The following is a 21,206-nucleotide window of genomic DNA, read 5'->3' as shown; positions in this document are numbered from 1 at the left end:
CAGCGTGTCACCGTCATAAAACTGACATTAATGTTAAACCAAACCACAACATCAGCGCCGATTAGGATAAACTCTATTTACCACTTAATAGCGCTATTTTAAGCTATCCCCCTCGTTTTAATGCTTTTTTTTTGCGCTGCTGGTCAGTGGAATTTCTCCGGTGATGCGCAGAGCAACGTTTCATTTTTAGATGCGTCAGGCATCTGCTTAACAGGAAGAGGATAACTGATAATGGAAGAGTTAAACCGGACGCTGTTTCTCTGGATTAACGCCACACCAGAATCGCCGCAGTGGTTGCTTGCGCTGGCCACCTTTATAGCACGAGATCTGATCGCTATTGTGCCACTGCTGATTGTCGCATTATGGCTGTGGGGACCAAAAGATCGTGTTACCTCGCAACGTGAGCTGGTGCTGAAAACCGGTATTGCGCTGATCTATGCGCTGGCGATCTCCTGGTGTCTGGGCTCACTGTTTCCACACCCGCGCCCTTTTACGCTCAATATCGGCCATCAGTTCCTTGAACACGCGCCGGATTACTCCTATCCAAGCGATCATGGCACCACCATTTTCACTTTTGCACTCTCCTTCCTGTTTTGGCATCGCCGCTGGTCGGGCGCGATTTTAATGTTGGCGGGCGTGTTAATTGCCTGGTCACGCGTGTTCCTCGGCGTGCACTGGCCAATGGATATGATTGGCGGTTTGCTGGTCGGAATGCTCGGTTGCCTGTTCTCCCAACTGGCGTGGCAGTTCTACGGTAACCGCATGCTGAGTGTGCTCAGTCAGTTGTATCGTTTACTGTTCTCCTTTCCGATACGTAAAGGCTGGGTCCGCGATTAATGCTGAAAGGCCCGCAGCGATGCGGGTCTTAATATTTTTAGCCTGTTGAATTTTTAGCTTTTTCCTTCAGCCTTTCCTGCTAAATAATACCTTTCCTGCCACCTCATCATTTATTGCGCAATAAGCGCTGTTTGTCAGACGATTATTAATCCTGTTGCGCAACCCGCGCATTATGTAGCCATATTTATTTATCAAAGATACAACTTCATGATTTAAATCATTTTTATTTTTTCACTGTGCATAAAATCAACAACAATGACAATGTTTAATAGTTGAGAAAAAGTTAGAATATAGTTATTAAGACTGTAAATCCTCGGTTAACCAGAACATGCAATAAACATCTTCAGCAAAAGACAGCTTAATTAACTAAAAATATTAATGCAGTTGTGATCCTGATCACCTGATATCGCCAAACTAACGCTGTCTTCTGCTTATTCCGGTGGTAGAGTGTGCGCCATAAAATAATAGCGATGATTAATCACTGCTGTGGTTGACGATTATTTTTACAGCGCATGAGCAGGCGCGATCGTCGGGTGATAATTGATTGTTTTCTGTTGTGGACAGCACTGGAGAAGATTATGGACTCGTCTCAAACCGCGATTTTGGCGGATGATAAACAGCAAAGTGTGATGGCGTGGCGTAAAAGTGACACCATGTGGATGTTGGGTTTATACGGCACGGCCATCGGCGCAGGCGTACTGTTTCTGCCGATAAACGCCGGGATTGGCGGGCTTATTCCGCTGATTATTATGGCGGTGCTGGCTTTCCCGATGACCTACTACGCGCATCGCGGCCTGTGTCGTTTTGTGCTGTCTGGCAGCAAGCCTGGCGCAGATATCACTGAGGTGGTGGAAGAACATTTCGGCGTCGGTGCCGGTAAGCTGATCACCCTGCTCTACTTCCTTGCCATCTATCCAATCCTGCTGGTCTACAGCGTGGCAATCACCAATACCGTCGACAGCTTTATTACCCATCAGCTGCATCTGCAATCACCGCCGCGTGCATTACTGGCACTGATTTTGTTGATTGGCCTGATGACCATCGTGCGCTTTGGTAAAGATATCATTGTCAAAACCATGAGTCTGCTGGTGTTTCCATTTGTCGCAGTGCTGATGCTGTTGGCGGTGTGGTTAATCCCTAACTGGAGCAGCGCGATTTTCGACAATGTTTCACTGGCAGGCAGTGGCAACGGTCTGCTCATGACGTTATGGCTGGCAATCCCGGTGATGGTTTTCTCCTTTAACCACTCCCCGATTATCTCTGCTTTCGCCGTAGCGAAGCGTGAAGAGTATGGCGATCAGGCCGAGCCTAAATGCTCTCGCATCCTGGCTTTCAGCCATCTGATGATGGTGATAACGGTGATGTTTTTTGTCTTCAGCTGCGTACTCAGCCTGACACCGGAAAACCTGGCAGAAGCAAAACAGCAGAATATTTCGATTCTTTCGTATCTGGCTAACCACTTTAATACGCCAATGATGGCGTGGCTGGCACCGATTATTGCCATCGTGGCGATTACCAAATCCTTCCTTGGTCACTATCTGGGAGCTCGTGAAGGTTTTAACGGTCTGGTGGTGAAATCGCTGCGCGGTCGCGGCAAGCAGATTAGCGAGAACAAACTTAACCGTTTCACTGCGCTGTTTATGCTGGTAACCACCTGGATTGTTGCCAGCTGGAACCCAAGCATTCTCGGAATGATTGAAACCCTTGGTGGTCCGATTATCGCAGTATTGCTGTTCCTGATGCCGATGTACGCAATCAACAAGGTTCCGGCGATGCGCAAATACAGCGGCGCGGCCAGTAACGTGTTTGTGGTACTGATCGGCCTGGTAGCGATTTCGGGAATTCTGTTTAACCTGGTAGGATAAGGTTCGCGGGCGGCGCTTAGCCGCCCGTTTTAATCAGGAAAACCACTTTCCAAACCAACCATCCAGCTTCATCATCACAAAGTCCCAGATACGGCTGAAGAAGCCCCCTTCCTGCACCTCATCCAGTACTACCAGCGGACGCTGCTCAATAGTCTTACCGTTAAGCTGGAAGTCGATAGTTCCTACCTGCTGATATTTCTTTAACGGCGCCTGTAGCTGCGGTGACGTTAGGGTAAAGCTGGCCTTCATATTCTTCATCTGCCCTTTCGGGATGGTCAGTGCGGCATCTTTCTCAACGCCCAGCTTGACCTGCTTACTGTCGCCAAACCATACCCGCTGGGTAGAAAATGCCGTGTTGGCCTTAATTGGCGTCACGGTTTCCCAGAAACGGAAGCCCCACGTCAGCAACTTTTCACTTTCGCGGAAACGAATACTGTCAGTTGCGGCACCCAGCACCACAGAAATCAGCCGCATATCCCCTTCGGTGGCTGAAGCCACCAGGTTATTTCCCGCCCCTGAAGTGTGGCCGGTTTTAATTCCATCCACCTGCAGATTGCTGCTCCACAGCAGACGATTACGGTTATGCTGGCGAATTTTGTTGAAGGTAAACTCTTTTTCTTTATGCAGCGCGTACTCTTCCGGCACATCACGGATCAGCGCCTGGCCAATCAGTGCCATATCGCGTGCGGTACTATACTGCCCATCGGAATCGAGGCCGTGAACGGTTTTGAAGTGGGTGTTTTGCAGACCAAGTGCTTTAACATAGTTGTTCATCAGGCCAACAAAAGAGTCCTGACTGCCGGCGACGTAATCGGCCAGCGCGATACTGGCATCATTACCGGACTGAATGACGATACCTTTGTTCAGTTCAGATACCGGTATACGGTCGCCTGGTTTCAGGAACATCAGTGAGGAGCCTTGCAGAACAGGGTTACCGGTAGCCCAGGCATCTTTACCGACGGTTACTAAATCATCGTTGCTGATTTTTCCGGTTTTGATCGCTTGCCCGATAACATAACTGGCCATCATTTTGGTCAGGCTGGCGGGATCAAGCCGCTCATCAGCACCGGACTCGGCCAGCACTTTACCACTGGCATAATCCATTAAAATCCATGCTTTAGCATCAATCTGCGGTGCCGCAGGGGCTTGCTCAGCGCGAGCGAAAGAGGTTGTTATCACAATCAGGGTAGTGCTGGCAGCCAGTGCCCGGACACTGGCGAAGAGGCGAGTTTTGTTCATGACGTGACCAGAGTATCCATTTAAAATTTTAAAGGTTTCATGATGTTATCCAACAGCACTTAACCTACTACGCTAACCTTTCGGCTAACTGAAAAAAACAGTATGACCGTAAAGTTTTTTAGAGTTTATTAGATAAATCTGGGCTTTGCTGCGAAACAGCGTAATTTCTGCCTGATTTCCGACCAGATAAAATGGGTGTGATTCTGAATTTTTCGCAGATCAGTTAAGGCTGTCACAAAAATCCGCTAACCTGAGATCAGTTGCCTGAGGAGAGTCACCATGGATTTAGCCCTTTTCGACCTTGATGAGACGCTGATTTGCGAAGACAGTACCAGTCTGTGGCTACGCTGGCTGGTATCGCAGGGCTTTGCGCCGGAAACAGTGCTCAAGCAGGAGCAGGAACTGATGGCCCAGTATTATCAGGGCACGCTGTCGATGGAAGAGTATATGAATACCACCCTCGCCCCGCTGTCAGGAATGGCGACGCTGACGGTATCCGGCTGGATACGCCGCTTTGTTCAGCGCGATATTCTGCCACGGGTCTATCCGGACGCACGCGAGCGTCTGGCGTGGCATCAACAGCGTGGCGATACCATTCTGGTGATTTCTGCCAGCGGCGAGCACCTGGTGGCACCGATTGCGCAGCAGCTGGGCGCTCATGGTGCGCTGGCGGTGGGCGTTGAAATCGTCGATGACCGGTATAGCGGTCTGACTTACGGCACTATGACCTATAAAGAGGGCAAAGTCAGCCGACTGGCCGACTGGAAATCCCGTCAGACCGGGCAAACTTTCCATCGCACCTGGGCCTACAGCGACTCAATGAATGACATCCCGCTGCTGGAACAGGCAGACCATGCCTGTGTGATTAATCCGGATGACCGGCTGCATCAGGAAGCGCTGGGGCGCGGCTGGGAAGTGTGTCGCTGGGTAAAATAATCCGGCAGGTGACCAGGGCCAACTGGCCACCTCGCTGAGTTATTTCAATCCGACTTTCAGCAATTTGCCATCGCTTTCATCGGTCAGGACGTAAAGGAAGCCGTCCGGCCCGACGCGCACATCACGAATACGTTCGTGGCGATCCTCCAGCAGACGTTCCTGCTCAGTCACCTTCTCACCGTTGATCGTCAGACGAATCAGGCTTTGCTGTTTCAACGCGCCAATAAACAGCGAGTTTTTCCACGTCGGGAATTTTGCGCTGTTATAGAACGCCATCCCGCTGATAGCAGGTGACACTTTCCACCAGAAGATCGGCTGTTCCGTTCCTTCGACTTCACCGCCTTTGGATTCCGGCACTTTTTCACCACTGTAGTCCAGCCCCCAGGTCGCCAGCGGCCAGCCGTAGTTTTTACCTTTCTCAATAATATTGACTTCATCACCGCCGCGCGCGCCGTGTTCACTTTCCCATATCTGCTGCGTCCATGGATTAAATGCCACCCCCTGTGGATTGCGCAAACCCCAGGCCCAGATTTCAGCACGCGCATTTTCGCGGCCAACAAACGGATTATCTTTCGGGACTTCACCGTCGGCGGTCAGCCGGACCATTTTGCCCTGCAGCTTACTCAGATCCTGCGCGGTGGCGCTGTGAAAATTATCGCCAAATACAATATACAGATAGCCATCACGATCAAACGCCATACGGGTGCCGAGATTGGCTCCGCTGGAGAGCTGAGGCTGCTGGCGCAGCACCACCTTAAAGTCCTTCAGCTGACGGTTATCTTCGCTCAGTATCCCATAACCTACCGAGGCACCGGCACCGCCATTGACGCCTGCTTCGGTAAAGCTCAGCCAGACCCGGCGGCTTTGCCCAAAGTCAGGAGCCAGCACCACATCCAGTAGCCCGCCCTGGCGGTGCGCCCAGACCTTCGGCACTCCCGTAATAGGTTCAGACAGGCCGTTCTGTGGATGCCACAAACGCAGCTGACCGGAACGCTCAGTAATTAAAATATCCGCTTTGCCGGGCAGAAAAGCCAGTGCCCACGGGTGATCCAACTTATCTTGCAGCTGTTCTACGGTAACCTCTGCCGCCATTAGCGAAGCGGAAAACAGCAGTGAGGTACTGACAATCAGGGTCGACAGCAGGCGTGGCATAGGTTCCTCCGGGTAACCATCCGATGTTGAAGTTCGCGCGGTCTTACGCGCAATGACAGCGACTGAGGCTTTAACGTTAGCTCGAAGGAACCTGCAAGCATCCATTTTTACAAAAACTTAATGATCTGACTGAAAGTTCACCGTGTCATTAACCATACTGTTAATTGGCTGTCTTAAATCTTCAAAGTTAATTGGCGTATTGCTGTTAGCGATATTTTTGCCAATTCCCTTACGCACGATTTTAACCATCGGCTTACCGCTTTGCGCATCAATCAGCAGGACTTCAAGAAACAGCGTACTCTGCTGAGTGCGGTGCCCTGCTGCTGCCATGGTTCCGGCAATCACTGCACCAATCGGTATCACTTCGTAAAACTGCACACCTTCATTCTCTGCGGTTACCGCAGTGATGGCGGTTTTCATGATCAGCGTGGCTGGCCCGGCCTCTTTTACCAGCGGTTTACGTTTGGCTACCGCCGCTCTGAGTTGTTGGTCGGTATAATTTCTGATTTGATCAAGCGTGGCCTGGCTGACGCGGGCATTCGGTGCCGCTGCCGGATAGTAAATCACCGGAGTAAAAACGATGCCGCGATAATCACTCTCTTTGAAGTCCGGTGATATCCAGCGCAGGGTGTCCTGCCCGGATGCCGACTGCGTGGCTCGTAATTGACTATAGTCGGGTAAAAATCCGGAGAATTGTCTGGTATCCGCGACTTTAGAGGTACAGCCAGCAAGCACAACACTAACAGCTACCACTGATGCCAGCAGCATTTTACGCTGAATGAACATAGACGTTCCTTTGTGAAGTGAAGCGGTGATTAAATGAATAACCTCTTCATCATAGATAGAGTGCAAATAATTAACCAGCCAGCAAATTCGTTCAACGGCAGCAGATAAAGTCCGGTGGGCAATGTTAATTAGCCATAACATTATATTTCATCGATATTATCAGCACTTACCCGTAACAGATTATTACCATGGCGTTTTTCTGAAAAATGATACGTCGGTAAATAAATGACAAGACTGGTGCTTTTTTAAGCGTTGTTATTTTATACTTTAGGGGTTAAGCCAGCCAGATCCGGCGCGCTTAACCAAGGAGATGTATAAACTAATAGGGAAATAATGATTATGAATGACAGCAAAAATACCAAAAAAACCTCCGGGCGGATTGCCAGCGTCGCGGCGCAAACGCTAAAAAACCCGGATGCCACTGCGATACAAAAAAGCCTGGCGGGTTCCGCCCTCGCGCAATCGCGGACCGATAAAGAGAGCGGTAAAGAGATGGAGGGCAAAGCGTCTTCCGCATTAACCAATCCTGAATCCGATGCGTTAACCCGCAGTCTGGCGGCCAGCGTATTATCTCAGTCAAATAAAGTGCGTTAAGTTAGCTATCGGCGGGATAATTCCCGCCGATATTGCCTGGCCGCCACTCGATTTAATATCCGATAAGATGCTGCATCAGTTTTTTAATTTCGGATCGAGCGCATCGCGCAAACCATCACCCAGCAAATTAAATGCCAGCACCGTAAGAAATATCGCCAGGCTCGGAAATATCGCCACGTGCGGCGCAATCACCATATCTGCACGCGCTTCGTTAAGCATTGCGCCCCACTCTGGCGTTGGCGGCTGAGCGCCGAGACCAAGGAATGACAGGCTGGCGGCAGTAATAATCGAGGTGCCGATGCGCATGGTGAAATAGACCACTATTGATGAGACCGTGCCCGGCAAAATATGACGCATAATAATAGTAAAGTCGGATGCACCAATACTGCGTGCCGACTCGATAAACGTCAGATGTTTGAGCACCAGCGTATTGCCGCGCACCAGTCGGGCAAAGGCAGGAATACTGAATATCGCTACCGCCACAATCACATTGGACATGCCGCTGCCCATAATCGCCACCACGGCAATTGCCAGCAAAATCCCCGGAAAGGCAAACAGCACATCACAGATGCGCATAATCAGGCGATCCCACCAGCCCTCATAGTAACCGGCCAGCAGGCCGAGCACCGTACCGATAGCTGCACCGATTGCCACCGAAAAGAAACCGGCAATTAATGAAATCTGCGTACCGACCAGTACCCGGCTAAAAATATCCCGCCCGAGCGAATCGACGCCCAGAAAGTGCATCATTGACGGCCCCTGGTTAAGCCGGTCGTAGTCAAAATAGTTTTCAGCATCGTAGGGTGCAATCCACGGCGCGATAAATGCCACTATCAGCAGTAACAGTACAAATAGCGCGGCAATCATCGCCACATGCTGACGACGAAAACGTCGCCAGAACTCCCGCCACGGCGTGCGCACGCGATTTTCTTTCACTGTTGGCATTGCGCTCAGTGCCGCTTCACGTCGCCAGTTTTTCATTGCGACTCCTTATTTGTAGCGAATTGCCGGGTTGATGGCGGCATACAGCATATCGACGATCAAATTGATCAAGATAAACTCCAGCGAAAAGAGCAATACCTCGGCCTGAATCACCGGATAGTCGCGCATCTCAACAGAATCGACTAATAACCGCCCGAGTCCCGGCCAGTTAAATACCACTTCAACCACGATCGAGCCGCCGAGCAGAAAACCGAATTGCAGCCCCATCATGGTGACCACCGGAATCATCGCATTGCGCAGCCCATGTTTTACCACCACCAGCGATTCGCGTACCCCTTTGGCACGCGCGGTGCGCATATAGTCTTCCTGCATCACTTCAACAAACGAGGCGCGGGTAAAACGGGCCATCACGGCAGCCACCGCCGCGCCAAGCGTAATCGAAGGTAAAATATAGTGTTTCCAGCTGTCGGCACCGACGGTAGGCAGCCAGCCTAACTTTACTGAAAACACCTGCATCAGCAGCATCCCGAGGGCGAAAGCGGGAAAGGAAATACCGGAAACCGCCAGCGTCATACCGAGACGATCCGGCCAGCGGTTACGCCATACGGCAGAGAGCACGCCAATCGCCATACCAAAAATGACCGCCCATACCATGCTGGAGAGCGTCAGCCACAGCGTTGGCATAAAGCGTGAAGCAATCTCTTCGGAAACCGGGCGTTTCGATACCATCGACTGACCAAAATCGCCCTGCAACGCATTAAGAATAAACTGCCAGAACTGCTGCGGCAGCGGCTGATCGAGGCCCAGCTGCTGGCGCACCATCTCGACCACCGAGGCGTCGGCTTCCGGTCCGGCAATCAGCCGCGCCGGATCGCCCGGCAGCATATGAACAAACAGGAATACCAGTACCGCCACAATCAGCAGCGTTGGAATCAGCCCCAGTAAGCGTTTGATAAAATAATTAAGCATGCATTATCCTGCCCGTTACCACGCCAGCCCTGACGGACTGGCGTTGGCCGGCACTACTTCAGATCGGCTTCATCGAAGTTGAAGGAGGTATCCGGCATTACATAAAAGCCGGTCAGCGTTTTGGTATTCGCCGAAACTAACTGCTCAACCACCAGCGGAGCCCACGGACGATCGTTCCAGATGCGATCCTGCGCATCTTTATACAGTTTGGCTTTCTCATCGCGATCGGTGGTTTTCAGTGCATCGGCCAGATCTTTATCCACCTGCGGATTGCTGTAAAACGCGGTGTTAAAGATGGTTGGCGGCCAGGACGTGGTGGCAAACAGCGGCGTCAGCGCCCAGTCAGCTTCACCGGTGGAGGCAGACCAGCCGGTATAGAACATCCGGACTCCGCTCTCTTTCTGCCCTTTGCTTTCCACTTCCGCCGCACGTTGACCCGCATCCATTGCCGTCACTTTGACCTTAATACCGACCTGCGCCAGCTGCTGCTGAGTAAACTGCAGCACTTTCTGCGCGGTGCTGTGATTGTGCGATGACCACAGCGTGGTGCTGAAACCGTTCGGGAAACCGGCCTCTTTTAACAATTCACGCGCTTTGGCCGGGTCATAAGCTATCGCCGGGTAACTCTGGGCAAAGTCGATAGCGGGCGGCACAATGCCGGTAGCAGGCGTAGCAAAGCCACTGAACGCCACTTTCGCTAACGCCTGACGGTTAATAGCGTAGTTAATGGCTTCACGCACTTTCGGGTTGTCGAACGGTTTCTGCGTCACGTTAAAACTGATATAACGCTGCATGATTGACGGCGAGGTCACCAAATCCAGTTTGCTGTTGCCTTTCAGCACGTTAGCCTGCTCAAAGGGAATCGGGAAGGCGAAGTTGGCCTCACCGGTTTGCAGCATTGCCGCACGGGTGTTGTTATCGACAATCGGCCGCCAGGTAATGCTGTCGAGTTTTGGATAGCCCTTCTTCCAGTAGCCATCCCACTTTTTCACCTTCACAAAGTCGGTCTGATTCCAGGTGACAAACTGATACGGACCGGTACCGACCGGATGGAAACCGATCTCCTTGCCATATTTTTTCAGGGCGGCCGGTGAAATCATCGCCGCAGCCGGATGCGCCAGGTTATTGATAAAGGCTGAGAACGGCTGCTTCAGAGTGATTTTTACCGTATTCGCATCGACCACATCGGTGGCAGCAATGGTTTTAAACAGGTTATAGCGCTTCAGCTGGCTGTCCGGATTGCTGGCGCGATCGAGATTGACCTTAACCGCTTCGGCATTGAAATCGGTGCCATCCTGGAACTTTACCCCCGGACGCAGTTTAATGGTGTAGGTTAATCCATCCGGGCTGGCCTCGTAGCTTTCGGCCAGCACGTTGGTCAGCTTCATCTCTTTATCAAAACCAAACAGTCCCTGATAAAAGGATTTCGCCACCGCCTGTGAAAGCGTGTCGTTAGCATCGTAAGGATCGAGGGTGGTGAAATTGGAGGCGACGGCAATCACCGCATCCTTCGCTGCCCAGGCCGGGACCGCAGCGAAACTCCCAATCAATCCCGCAGTCACCAGCCATTTACGCGTGTGTGAAATCGTCATGTTACAAAGTTCTCCTGTCGTCCCTTGAGTTATACGAAACAAAACACCATCAGGCACCGCTGATTGCATGGCGCGCTACGTAATGCCCTGCGCCAACTTCCACCAGTGGTGCTACTTCGGGTTCATCACCCAGCGCGCGAATCGGACTGGGAATTTCATCGACCAGTAAAGCGCGCTCACGGCGGCGATGGCCGGGATCGGCTACCGGCACGGCTGACATCAGCTTACGGGTATACGGATGCTGCGGGCGCTCGAAAACCGCCTGGCGCGGGCCAATCTCGACAATCTGTCCGAGATACATCACCGCCACACGATGGCTGATTCGCTCCACCACCGCCATATCATGAGAAATAAACAGAAATGCAATGCCGAACTCACGCTGCAAATCGAGCATCAGATTGATAATTTGCGCCTGAATCGACACGTCGAGCGCTGACACTGACTCATCGGCAATCACCACTTTTGGATTCAGCGCCAGCGCACGCGCAATACAGATACGCTGCCGCTGCCCGCCGGAAAACTCGTGCGGATAGCGCTGCGCATGCTCCGGCAGTAAGCCGACTTTCTCGAGTAACCAGGCGACGCGCGCTTCCGCCTCGCGTCCTTTCATCACACCGTGGACCAGCAGCGGCTCCATAATCGAGAAGCCAACCGTCAGGCGCGGATCGAGCGAAGCGTAAGGGTCCTGAAAGATAAACTGAATATCGCGTCGCAAGTGCGACAGCTCGCTGTTTTTCAGCTGGTCGATGCGCTTGCCGTCAAAAGTAATGCTGCCGCCCTGGCTCTCTACCAGTCGTAACAGCGAACGTCCGGTGGTCGATTTACCACAGCCCGACTCCCCCACCAGCGCCAGCGTTTCACCCGGCTTCAGGTCAAAGCTGACCTTTTCTACCGCATGAACCCGGCGCGTTACGCGATTAAAAATACCGCTGCGGATATCAAAACGGGTAATCAGATCGCGCACCTGCAATATCGGCTCGGCGCCAGCCGGTACGGTATCCTGAGCATCCAGTGAAGATGGCTGTTGTCCACCGACCAGCGGAAACTTCGCCGGAAACGGTTGGCCAGCCATCGCGCCGAGTTTGGGCACGGCAGCCAGCAGCGCGCGGGTATACGCCTGCTGCGGCTGACGGAAAATCTGCTCAACCGGCGCGGTTTCCACCCCCTCACCGCGATACATCACCTGCACCCGATCGGCCATTTCTGCCACCACGCCCATATCGTGGGTAATGAAGATCACCGCCATTTCCATCTCTTTTTGCAGCACCCGAATCAGCTGCAAAATTTGCGCCTGAATGGTGACATCCAGCGCAGTAGTCGGCTCATCGGCAATGAGCAGTGCCGGTTTACAGCATAACGCCATAGCGATCATCACCCGCTGGCGCATGCCGCCGGAAAGCTGATGCGGATAGCGGGTCAGCACGTTTTTCGCTTCCGGAATACGCACTAAGTCCAGCATCCGCTGGGCTTCTGCCAGCGCCTGGCGATGATTCAGCCCCTGATGCAGGCGAATCGACTCGGCAATTTGTTCACCCACCGGAAACACCGGATTCAGCGAAGTCATCGGTTCCTGAAAGATCATCGCCATATCGGCACCGCGAATGGTGCGCATCTGCGACTGACGTGCCGTTGCCAGATCCAGCACCTTGCCATTGCGGCGGCGCAGCCAGATCTCGCCGCTGTCCATCTTGCCGCCGCCCTGTTCAATCAGGCGCATCAGCGCCAGTGAGGTCACCGACTTGCCGGAGCCTGATTCGCCGACAATCGCCAACGTTTCACCACGCCTGACCTCCAGCGACAGCTGTCGCACCGCCGGAGTGGTGACGCCTTCATGAGTGAAGCTGACGCTGAGATTGCGTACCGCCAGAACCTGTTCCGCTGACAGCGTCTGATCTGCTGAAGATCCGGTCATACCTGCTCCTTACTCTTCGCGCCAGATACCCACAACCACCCCATCGCCGACATAACCGTAGCCGCGATACATTCCGTCACTGTTAAACGGCAGCGCGATATTGCCATCACGATCGACCGCCACGATGCCGCCGCTGCCGCCAAGCAGCGGGATTTTTTCCATTACCACACGTTCGCTGGCCTGTTTAAGCGACAAGCTGGAGTATTCCACCAGCGCGGCAATATCGTAGGCCGCCAAAGTGCGCATAAATACTTCACCGGTACCGGTGCAGGAGACTGCCACGTTGGCATTATTGGCGTAGCAACCGGCACCGACAATCGGTGTATCACCGACCCGACCGGCCTGCTTGTTGGTCATGCCGCCGGTTGAGGTGGCGGCCGCCAGGTTACCCTGCAGATCGCATGCCACCGCGCCAACGGTGCCGAATTTACGATCGTTATCCAGCGGATCGCCATCGTTCGTATGCGACGCGCCGTCGTGATCCAGCAGCATCTGCTGGCTGTCCAGCGCGCGCTGCAACTGCTGCCAGCGCTCCGGCGTTGAGAAGTAATCGGCTGCCACAGTTTCCAGCCCGTGTTGAGCAGCAAAACTTTCGGCGCCGCTGCCGATATACAGCACATGAGGGCTGTGTTCCAGCACCGCGCGCGCTGCCAGCACCGGATTACGGATATGAGACACGCCGGCAACCGCGCCGACGTTCAGTGAACCACCATCCATCACGCAGGCATCCAGCTCATGGGTACCCTGATGGGTGAAAACTGAGCCTTTACCGGCGTTAAACAGCGGGCACTCTTCCAGAAGGCGAACCGCTTCAGTGACCGCATCCAGCGCGCTGCCGCCCGCCGCCAGTATCGCCTGACCGCTGGCGACCACATCAGAGAGTGCCTGAATATACTGTTGCTCTTTCTCTGCACTCATTGCTCCACGCGCAATGGCTCCTGCGCCGCCGTGAATGGCGATCACTGCTCTGGTCATAATTCACATACCCTGTGTGTTAAATCAGCATGAAAAACACTGAGTTAGCTGAGGTTTATCAAAAAATCAGCGATTTTTGACTATAGGTAGGCTGTAAAGCAATGTAAAGAGGAATGTTTCCTCGCCGCTAATAACAAAACGTAGTAACTAATAACCATAATCGCTATACCGCAGATGCTGCCCGATGACAGCGAGGATGATCCGGCTGTTATTTCACGCCATAATAGACGGCATCTGATGTATTGCTGGAGATACCATGGAACTGTTTACTGCGGGCTTAATCTCCCTTGAAGAAGCGCGCGACAAAATGCTGGCGCAGATTACCCCATTAAGCGATGTTGAAACTGTCGCCATCACTGCCGCCGCCGGACGCATTACCGCTGAAGCAGTGATTTCACCGATTGATGTACCGCCTTTTGCTAACTCGGCAATGGACGGCTATGCGCTACGCATGGCCGACGTTAATCACGATATTCCCTTGCCGGTGGCGGGAAAAGCGTTCGCCGGTGCGCCATATCACGGTGACTGGCCAGCAGGCAGCTGTATTCGCATTATGACCGGTGCGCCGATCCCGCCGGGTGCCGACGCGGTAGTCATGCAGGAGCAGACCGAAAGCAGCGATCGGGGCGTGCGCTTTCTCGCAGCAGTGCAACCGGGCCAGAATATTCGGCTGGCAGGTGAAGATATTCAGCAGGGCGCCAGCGTGCTGGCAAGCGGAATTAAACTCGGCGCTGCGGAACTGCCGCTGCTGGCCTCGCTCGGCATCAGTCAGGTCAGGGTTTTTCGTAAACTGAGGGTGGCGGTATTCTCCACCGGAGACGAGCTACAAGCGGTCGGTACGCCGCTGGCCGCCGGGCAAATCTATGATACCAACCGCTTTGCCGTGCACCTGATGCTGGATGCGCTGGGTTGCGAAGTGATCGATCTCGGGATTATTAAAGATGATCCTGACGCACTGCGCGCGGCGTTTCATCAGGCCGATGCCCAAGCCGATGTGGTAATCAGCAGCGGCGGTGTCTCAGTTGGTGAAGCGGATTACACCAAACAGATGCTGGATGAACTGGGTGAAGTGGGCTTCTGGAAGCTGGCGATGAAACCCGGTAAGCCTTTTGCCTTTGGTCGACTGCAAAACAGCTGGTTCTGCGGACTGCCCGGTAATCCGGTATCCGCTGCCGTGACTTTTTACCAGCTGGTACAGCCGCTGTTAGCCCGTCTTACCGGGCAGCAAACTGACTGCCTGCCGGCAAAAATGCGCGCGCGCGCCACTGAACGCCTGAAGAAATCCCCAGGCCGCCTCGATTTCCAGCGTGGGATATTCAGCCGTAACAACGAGGGCGACCTGCAAGTGCGCAGCACCGGCCATCAGGGTTCGCATGTGTTCAGCTCCTTCAGCCAGGCTAACTGCTTTATCGTCCTTGAACGCGAGCGCGACACAGTGCAGCCCGGTGAGTGGGTAGAAATTGAACCGTTTAACGCACTCTTAGGAGGCTGAGATGCTACCGCCGCTGACCGATGACGAAACGCTGCGCTATAACCGGCAAATTGTGCTGCGCGGATTTGATTTTGAGGGTCAGGAGAAGTTAAAGGCTGCCAGCGTGCTGATTGTCGGGCTTGGCGGGCTGGGCTGCGCCGCCAGCCAATATCTGGCGTCGGCGGGCGTCGGATCGCTGACGCTGCTGGATTTCGACAGCGTGTCGCGCTCTAATTTGCAGCGGCAGATTTTGCATACCGATGCGCAGGTTGGCATGGCAAAAGTCGAATCTGCGCGCCAGCGGCTGGCCGCGATTAACCCCTTAATTACCCTTAACGCCATAAACGCCCATCTGGATGATAACGCGCTGCAAAAACTACTGAATAGCTGCGATTTAGTGCTGGACTGTAGTGATAATCTGGAAACGCGCGAGCAGTTAAACCGGCTTTGCTTTGCGGCAAAGATACCGCTGGTATCGGGTGCTGCCATCCGAATGGAAGGGCAAATTAGCGTCTTCAGCTGGCAGGAAAACGAGCCTTGCTACCGCTGCATCAGTCGCCTGTTTGGCAGTAACGCCCTCACCTGCGTCGAAGCTGGCGTAATGGCACCGCTGGTCGGCGTGATTGGTGGATTGCAGGCGATGGAAGCGATTCGTCTGTTAAGCGATTATGGCAATAGCGTGGCGGGTAAACTGCTGATGTATGATGCCATGACGCTGCAATTCCGCGAAATAAAGCTGGCGAAAGATCCTGGCTGTGAGGTTTGTGGGCGATAAATCAAGAGGAGCCGGGAACGGCGCCCCTGGAAGAAAAAGGTGGCGTTATCGCCACCTTATCAATCAGTTATCCACGCCTTTGCTGCGCAGGTAATCTTCGTAGTTGCCGGTAAAGTCGATAACCTTGTTCGGGGTAATCTCAATCACGCGGCTGGCCAGTGAGCTGACGAATTCACGGTCATGGGAAACGAAGATTAAGGTGCCTTCGTACATCTCCAGCGCCATGTTCAGCGATTCGATAGATTCCATATCCAGGTGGTTGGTGGGTTCATCCATAATCAGGATATTTGGACGTTCCATCATCAGCTTACCAAACAGCATGCGGCCCTTTTCTCCACCGGACAGCACTTTAGCTGGCTTCTTGATATCATCCTGGCTGAACAGCAGACGACCGAGAATACCACGAACCACCTGCTCGTCATCGTTGCCCTGCATCCACTGGCTCATCCAGTCAAACACATTCAAATCGTTATCAAAGTCAGCGGCGTGATCCTGCGCGTAGTAACCAATGCTGGCGTTTTCTGACCATTTTACTTCACCGCTGTCCGGCAGCAGATCGCCAACCAGCGTTTTCAGCAGGGTAGTTTTACCGATACCGTTGGCACCGATAATCGCCACCTTCTCACCCACTTCCACCAGCAGGTTGAGATTTTTGAACAGCGGACCGTTATCAAAACCTTTGGTCAGGTTTTCAAGTTGCAGCGCATTACGGAACAGTTTCTTGTCCTGCTCGAAACGCATAAACGGGTTCTGACGGCTGGAGGCTTTCACCTCTTCCAGCTTGATTTTATCAATCTGTTTAGCACGTGAAGTCGCCTGACGAGATTTTGAGGCGTTGGCACTAAAGCGGCTGACGAACGACTGCAGTTCGTTAATCTGCGCTTTTTTCTTGGCGTTATCCGACAGCAAGCGCTCACGCGACTGGGTAGCCGCGGTCATATATTCGTCGTAGTTGCCCGGATAAACGCGCAGCTCGCCGTAATCAAGGTCAGCCATATGGGTGCAGACCATGTTAAGGAAGTGACGGTCATGCGAAATAATGATCATGGTGCTGTTACGTTCATTCAGCACCTGCTCCAGCCAACGGATGGTATCGATATCCAGGTTGTTGGTCGGTTCGTCGAGCAGCAGAATTTCCGGGTTTGAAAACAGCGCCTGTGCCAACAGCACACGCAGTTTCCAGCCGGGAGCCACTTCGCTCATTGGGCCGTAGTGCTGCTCCAGCGGAATGCCGACGCCGAGTAACAGTTCTCCGGCGCGCGCTTCTGCGGTGTAGCCATCCATTTCGCCGTATTTCACTTCCAGATCGGCCACTTTATAGCCATCTTCTTCACTCATTTCCGGCAGTGCGTAAATACGGTCACGCTCTTCCTTCACTTCCCACAGTTCATGATGACCCATGATCACCGTGTCGAGCACGCTGAATTTCTCAAAGGCGAACTGATCCTGGCGCAGCTTACCAATACGCTCATTCGGATCGAGGGAAACATTACCGCCGGACGGGACCAGATCGCCGCCGAGGATTTTCATAAAGGTTGATTTGCCGCTGCCGTTAGCGCCAATCAGGCCGTAGCGGTTACCGCCGCCAAATTTGACAGAGATGTTTTCGAACAGCGGCTTACTGCCAAACTGCATGGTGACGTTGCTGGAAACTAGCACAGGGATTGCCTTACGGTTGAAGAAGTGGAATGTGATTCAACGCGCATTATGCCATAAAAAACCGGGCGGCGAATACCGCCGGTTTGATAACGATTACGCCTTCTGCTTAACCGGCGCGGCTGTCCGTCGGGTTTCCTTGTCATCACTTAGCCAGTCATGCAGATAGTGTTCAATCTGCTCGAGGCTGCGGTTGCGGGTTTCCGGAATGCATTTCATCACAAAGATCGCCCCGGCAATGCCAATCAGGCCGAAGATAAAGAACGCGCCGGACAGGCCGACTGCCGCCAGCAATATCGGGAAGGCCAGTGAAATCATAAAGTTGGCGATCCACATGGCAAACACCGCGCCGCCCATAAAGATGCCGCGCAGCCGTGTCGGAAAGATTTCCGATAGCAGCAGCCAGGTTACCGGCGACAGCGCACCTTGCTGGAAGCTGAGAAACATCAGCATTCCCAGCAGCACCATATAACCGCGCAGTACATCCGGCTGACCATTGATCGTTTCCGGCATCAGATAGCTGACCGCGCCGATAAAGAACAGGCAGGCGGTACAGCCAAACTGGCCAATCTTTACCATGGTACGGCGGCCAATTTTCCCCAGCAGCCAGATGCCGACAAAGGTCATTAATACCGAAATAACGCCGTTAGCAATGGTGGCGACCAGCGCCGAATCATTGCTCATGCCGACCGCAGTCAACATCGTCGGGGCGTAATACATAATGGTATTCACTCCGGTCAGCTGCTGGATCACCGCGATACCAATACCAATCAGGAACAGTTTAAATAACCACGGGGTTTTCAAATCGCGCAGGCCTGGTTTGCCGAAATCGCGCTGCTCTTCCAGCGTCTCTTCGATCTCCGTCAGCTCCCACTCAACGTCCTCTTTAGCACGGGTGCGCTCCAGCACGCGACGCGCATCGGCTAAACGCCCCTTCATCGCATACCAGCGCGGCGTATCCGGCATAAACATCATGCCAAACCACAGCAATACTGCCGGAATGGTGGCTACCGCCAGCATCCAGCGCCAGGTGTGCTCGCCGCCCCACATATGATTGAAACCGGCATTGGAGATATACGCCAGCATCTGACCGGAAACGATCATCAGCTCCTGTAGCGTAACCAGCTGACCGCGCTTGTTGGCGGGCGCAATCTCGGCGATATACACCGGCACGGTGGCTGCGGCACCGCCGACCGCCACGCCCAGAACCAGACGGAAGAAAATCATCCAGTTAACATCAGGGGCCAGCGCAGAACCGGTGCCACCGATGGCAAAGATGATCGCGAGGATCAGAATAATTTTCTTACGTCCGGCAGCCGCGGCAAAATGGCCTGAAGCCAGTGCACCGAAGGCCGCACCAAACAGCAGCGAGCTGGTTACCAGGCCCGTTGTGAAAGGCGTCAGATGCAGTTCGTCCCCCATAAACAGCAACGCGCCGGAAATCACGCCGGTATCGTAACCAAACAGTAATCCACCTAATGTTGCCACTGCCGCAATCACCTTAACAAAAGGCTCGGTCCGCGTATTGCTGTTCGGCCCCGACGCTTTGTTGGGTGAAATGTATTGTTCTTTTACCATGCTGAAACTCGCCCCTGGTTGAAAGAAAACCTGAGCAACATCCACAGAAGCAATATTCACTCAGTTCGCGCCTTAATTTAGACTGATATTTTCATTTTAATTAACGATGAAAATTAAATTTTGTGGTGCAGGTCATAAGGCAGCGCTTAATTTGTGATAAAAAGCACATTATTGCCTTTGGGTGCTTGTCTTAAGTGTCAGAGACTGCTGCTTAATATGCGTATCGAATTTCACTAAAAATAAAATATGAATTTTATATTTCACTTCATCCCGGTAAAACGGGCAGTGACGAAGAAAAAAAACGTGAAGAGAAGATTATCGGGCGGCCAGATCGCCGCCCTGGGGAAGAAACGAAGAAAATATTCAGCGTTAAGGTTGAGTCGCTGCGGTTTCCATCGGACCAAATACCGAATACTTCGGCAATGTCACGTTCTGATACGGCTCCCAGCCGCCGCCCAGCGCTTTATACAACGCGACCAGATCAAGACTGGTCTGCACCCGCGCCTGCTCTGCCTGCTGCTTCGCCTGCGACAGCTGGCGTTGTACATCCAGCACGTCGATAAAGGTTGAAATCCCTTTACGATAGCTGTCATCTGCCAGATCAAAAGCGTTTTGTAACGCCGCTACCGTTTCATCAAGGCCAGCAACCTGTTGCTGATCGGTGCGGTAACTGACCAGCGCATTTTCCACGTCCTGTAATGCCGTCAGCACCGCCTGACGATAACCCAGTGCCGCGCTGGCCTGCTGCGCGCGCGCCAGTTTCACGCTGGAAACCAGCCGTCCTCCCTGAAAAATCGGTATCGAAACCGACGGGCCGAAGCTGTAAAAATGGCTGCTCCAGTCATCAAGATAATTGGCGTGGCTATTACGCACGCCAAGCTCTCCGGTCAACGATACGCTCGGAAACAGCTGCGCCACTGAGACGCCAATATTAGCGGTGGCCGCATGCAGGTTGGCCTCCGCCTGACGCACATCCGGACGACGCCGCGCCAGTTGCGATGGTACTCCCACCGGCACCGCCGCCGGCAGTTTTGGCATCGCCTTGCTGGCGTTCAGCTCTGCATCCAGTGCGCCGGGTGGTTTACCGAGCAATACTGCCAGACCGTTCATCGCCTGCTGCACCTGTGCCTGGTATTGTGGCAGCTGAGCGCGTAATAAACTCTGCTGCGCTCGGGCATTCTCGACGTCCATCTGCGGCGCCAGGCCGTTGCGCTGCTGACTTTGCGTCAGCTTCAGCGTTTCTGTCGCCACATCAATTTGCGTTTGTAAGGTGCTGGTGATGGCCTGCGCACCGCGCAGCTGCATATAAGCCCGCGCCACTTCCGCTTCCAGCGAGACCAGCGCATCGTTGCGACTCTCGACCGACGCCTGCTGCTGAGCACCTGCCATCTCAACCTGGCGGCGAACCTTGCCCCACATATCCAGCTCCCAGGCCGCATCGAAACTGCCCTGGTAGATATTGATTGGTCGGCTAAGTCCGTCGAGCGCAGTACGCACTTGCGGATCGACCTCACCCAGCCGATCGTAAACCCCGTTCGACTCCAGCTCGCCTTTCAATCCCAGTTGCTGACGCGTCATACCTGCTTTGGCATTCACGCTGGGAAACCAGCCGCCCCGCGCTTGTGACAACTGCTCACGCGCACCGGCAATGCGCAATACCGCCTGTTGCAGCGAAAGATTACCGGCGATGGCCCGCTCTATCAGACTATCCAGCTGAGGATCGTTAAATGACTTCCACCAGTCAGGATCGGTCGACGCCGCCAGCGGTGACGACACCTCACCCGCTTTCATTCCCTGATAGCTGGCGCGGGTCTCGGTTTTCGGTGCCTGGTAGTCTGGCCCGACGGTGCAAGATGAGAGCGCCAGTGCCAGAGCAAGCGCCAGGCTGCTACGCACCGGCAACTGCGCGCGCGTTATAAGAGTCATA

Annotated in this window: 17 protein-coding genes; 6 read left to right on the top strand and 11 right to left on the bottom strand. The window is 53.5% G+C overall.

The features are described 5' to 3' along the window. The first annotated feature begins 231 nt into the window (after positions 1-231). Together ybjG and RIN69_RS08025 are read left to right on the top strand one after the other, a co-directional pair. Positions 232-837 (top strand): undecaprenyl-diphosphate phosphatase, encoded by a 606-nt coding sequence (gene ybjG / locus RIN69_RS08030; RefSeq protein WP_313856698.1) that lies wholly within the window; start codon positions 232-234, stop codon positions 835-837. Between the two features lie 578 nt (positions 838-1,415). Further along, a complete protein-coding gene (locus RIN69_RS08025; protein WP_313856696.1) occupies positions 1,416-2,702 on the top strand; it encodes an HAAAP family serine/threonine permease in 1,287 nt (428 codons plus the stop codon). A gap of 33 nt (positions 2,703-2,735) precedes the next feature. On the opposite strand, the gene RIN69_RS08020 is transcribed toward RIN69_RS08025, so the two are convergent. Further along, the gene (locus tag RIN69_RS08020; RefSeq protein WP_313856695.1) at positions 2,736-3,941 is read right to left on the bottom strand and encodes a serine hydrolase; all 1,206 of its coding nucleotides are present in this window, start codon (positions 3,939-3,941) and stop codon (positions 2,736-2,738) included. A 279-nt stretch (positions 3,942-4,220) separates the two neighbouring features. Here RIN69_RS08020 and RIN69_RS08015 point away from each other — a divergent pair, with 279 nt between their 5' ends. Next, positions 4,221-4,877, top strand: coding sequence for an HAD family hydrolase (locus tag RIN69_RS08015; RefSeq protein WP_313856693.1), 657 nt, complete (start codon positions 4,221-4,223; stop codon positions 4,875-4,877). 39 nt (positions 4,878-4,916) lie between these two features. Here the strand turns inward: RIN69_RS08015 and RIN69_RS08010 are convergent, their stop codons facing one another. After that, on the bottom strand, positions 4,917-6,029 hold the full coding sequence (locus RIN69_RS08010; RefSeq protein WP_313856692.1) for a PQQ-dependent sugar dehydrogenase: 1,113 nt from the start codon (positions 6,027-6,029) through the stop codon (positions 4,917-4,919). 117 nt (positions 6,030-6,146) lie between these two features. Continuing rightward, on the bottom strand, positions 6,147-6,815 hold the full coding sequence (locus tag RIN69_RS08005) for a DUF3313 domain-containing protein (protein WP_313856691.1): 669 nt from the start codon (positions 6,813-6,815) through the stop codon (positions 6,147-6,149). A gap of 333 nt (positions 6,816-7,148) precedes the next feature. Between RIN69_RS08005 and RIN69_RS08000 the strand changes: the two genes are divergently transcribed. Next, entirely contained in the window at positions 7,149-7,409 is a 261-nt protein-coding gene (locus tag RIN69_RS08000; RefSeq protein ID WP_313856689.1) for a hypothetical protein, read from the top strand. 75 nt (positions 7,410-7,484) lie between these two features. Here RIN69_RS08000 and gsiD read toward each other — a convergent pair whose 3' ends face one another. Genes gsiD through RIN69_RS07975 form a run of 5 tightly spaced genes read right to left on the bottom strand, consistent with a single transcriptional unit; the run spans position 7,485 to position 13,799 of the window. Then, a complete protein-coding gene (gene gsiD, locus RIN69_RS07995) occupies positions 7,485-8,390 on the bottom strand; it encodes a glutathione ABC transporter permease GsiD (RefSeq protein ID WP_313856688.1) in 906 nt (301 codons plus the stop codon). A gap of 9 nt (positions 8,391-8,399) precedes the next feature. Next, complete coding sequence (gene gsiC, locus RIN69_RS07990) at positions 8,400-9,320, bottom strand: glutathione ABC transporter permease GsiC (protein ID WP_313856686.1); 921 nt, start codon at positions 9,318-9,320, stop codon at positions 8,400-8,402. A gap of 53 nt (positions 9,321-9,373) precedes the next feature. Beyond that, positions 9,374-10,912, bottom strand: a complete 1,539-nt coding sequence (gene gsiB, locus RIN69_RS07985) for a glutathione ABC transporter substrate-binding protein GsiB (RefSeq protein WP_313856684.1) — start codon at positions 10,910-10,912, stop codon at positions 9,374-9,376. A 49-nt stretch (positions 10,913-10,961) separates the two neighbouring features. Next, entirely contained in the window at positions 10,962-12,824 is a 1,863-nt protein-coding gene (gsiA, locus tag RIN69_RS07980; protein WP_313856683.1) for a glutathione ABC transporter ATP-binding protein GsiA, read from the bottom strand. Between the two features lie 9 nt (positions 12,825-12,833). Continuing rightward, positions 12,834-13,799 carry an isoaspartyl peptidase/L-asparaginase gene (locus tag RIN69_RS07975; protein ID WP_313856680.1) on the bottom strand — a complete coding sequence of 322 codons (966 nt, stop codon included), beginning with the start codon at positions 13,797-13,799 and terminating at the stop codon, positions 12,834-12,836. Between the two features lie 256 nt (positions 13,800-14,055). Here RIN69_RS07975 and moeA point away from each other — a divergent pair, with 256 nt between their 5' ends. Together moeA and moeB are read left to right on the top strand one after the other, a co-directional pair. Then, positions 14,056-15,291: a molybdopterin molybdotransferase MoeA gene (moeA, locus tag RIN69_RS07970; protein WP_313856678.1), complete on the top strand. Its 1,236-nt coding sequence runs from the start codon at positions 14,056-14,058 to the stop codon at positions 15,289-15,291. Position 15,292: 1 nt separating this feature from the next. After that, entirely contained in the window at positions 15,293-16,045 is a 753-nt protein-coding gene (moeB, locus tag RIN69_RS07965) for a molybdopterin-synthase adenylyltransferase MoeB (RefSeq protein WP_313856676.1), read from the top strand. A 63-nt stretch (positions 16,046-16,108) separates the two neighbouring features. On the opposite strand, the gene RIN69_RS07960 is transcribed toward moeB, so the two are convergent. The 3 genes from RIN69_RS07960 to RIN69_RS07950 all read right to left on the bottom strand — a co-directional run bounded on the left by RIN69_RS07960 (position 16,109) and on the right by RIN69_RS07950 (position 21,205). Next, positions 16,109-17,704: an ABC-F family ATPase gene (locus RIN69_RS07960; protein WP_313856675.1), complete on the bottom strand. Its 1,596-nt coding sequence runs from the start codon at positions 17,702-17,704 to the stop codon at positions 16,109-16,111. A gap of 93 nt (positions 17,705-17,797) precedes the next feature. Then, positions 17,798-19,279, bottom strand: a complete 1,482-nt coding sequence (locus RIN69_RS07955) for a sugar porter family MFS transporter (protein WP_313856674.1) — start codon at positions 19,277-19,279, stop codon at positions 17,798-17,800. 369 nt (positions 19,280-19,648) lie between these two features. Further along, positions 19,649-21,205 carry an efflux transporter outer membrane subunit gene (locus RIN69_RS07950; protein ID WP_313856672.1) on the bottom strand — a complete coding sequence of 519 codons (1,557 nt, stop codon included), beginning with the start codon at positions 21,203-21,205 and terminating at the stop codon, positions 19,649-19,651. Position 21,206 lies beyond the last annotated feature (1 nt).

Origin of the sequence: Winslowiella toletana (assembly GCF_032164335.1) — a bacterium.
Classification (GTDB): Bacteria; Pseudomonadota; Gammaproteobacteria; order Enterobacterales; family Enterobacteriaceae; genus Erwinia; species Erwinia toletana_A.
Note: the sequence above shows the minus strand (reverse complement) of the source record. Positions and strands in the feature narration are given on the sequence as shown.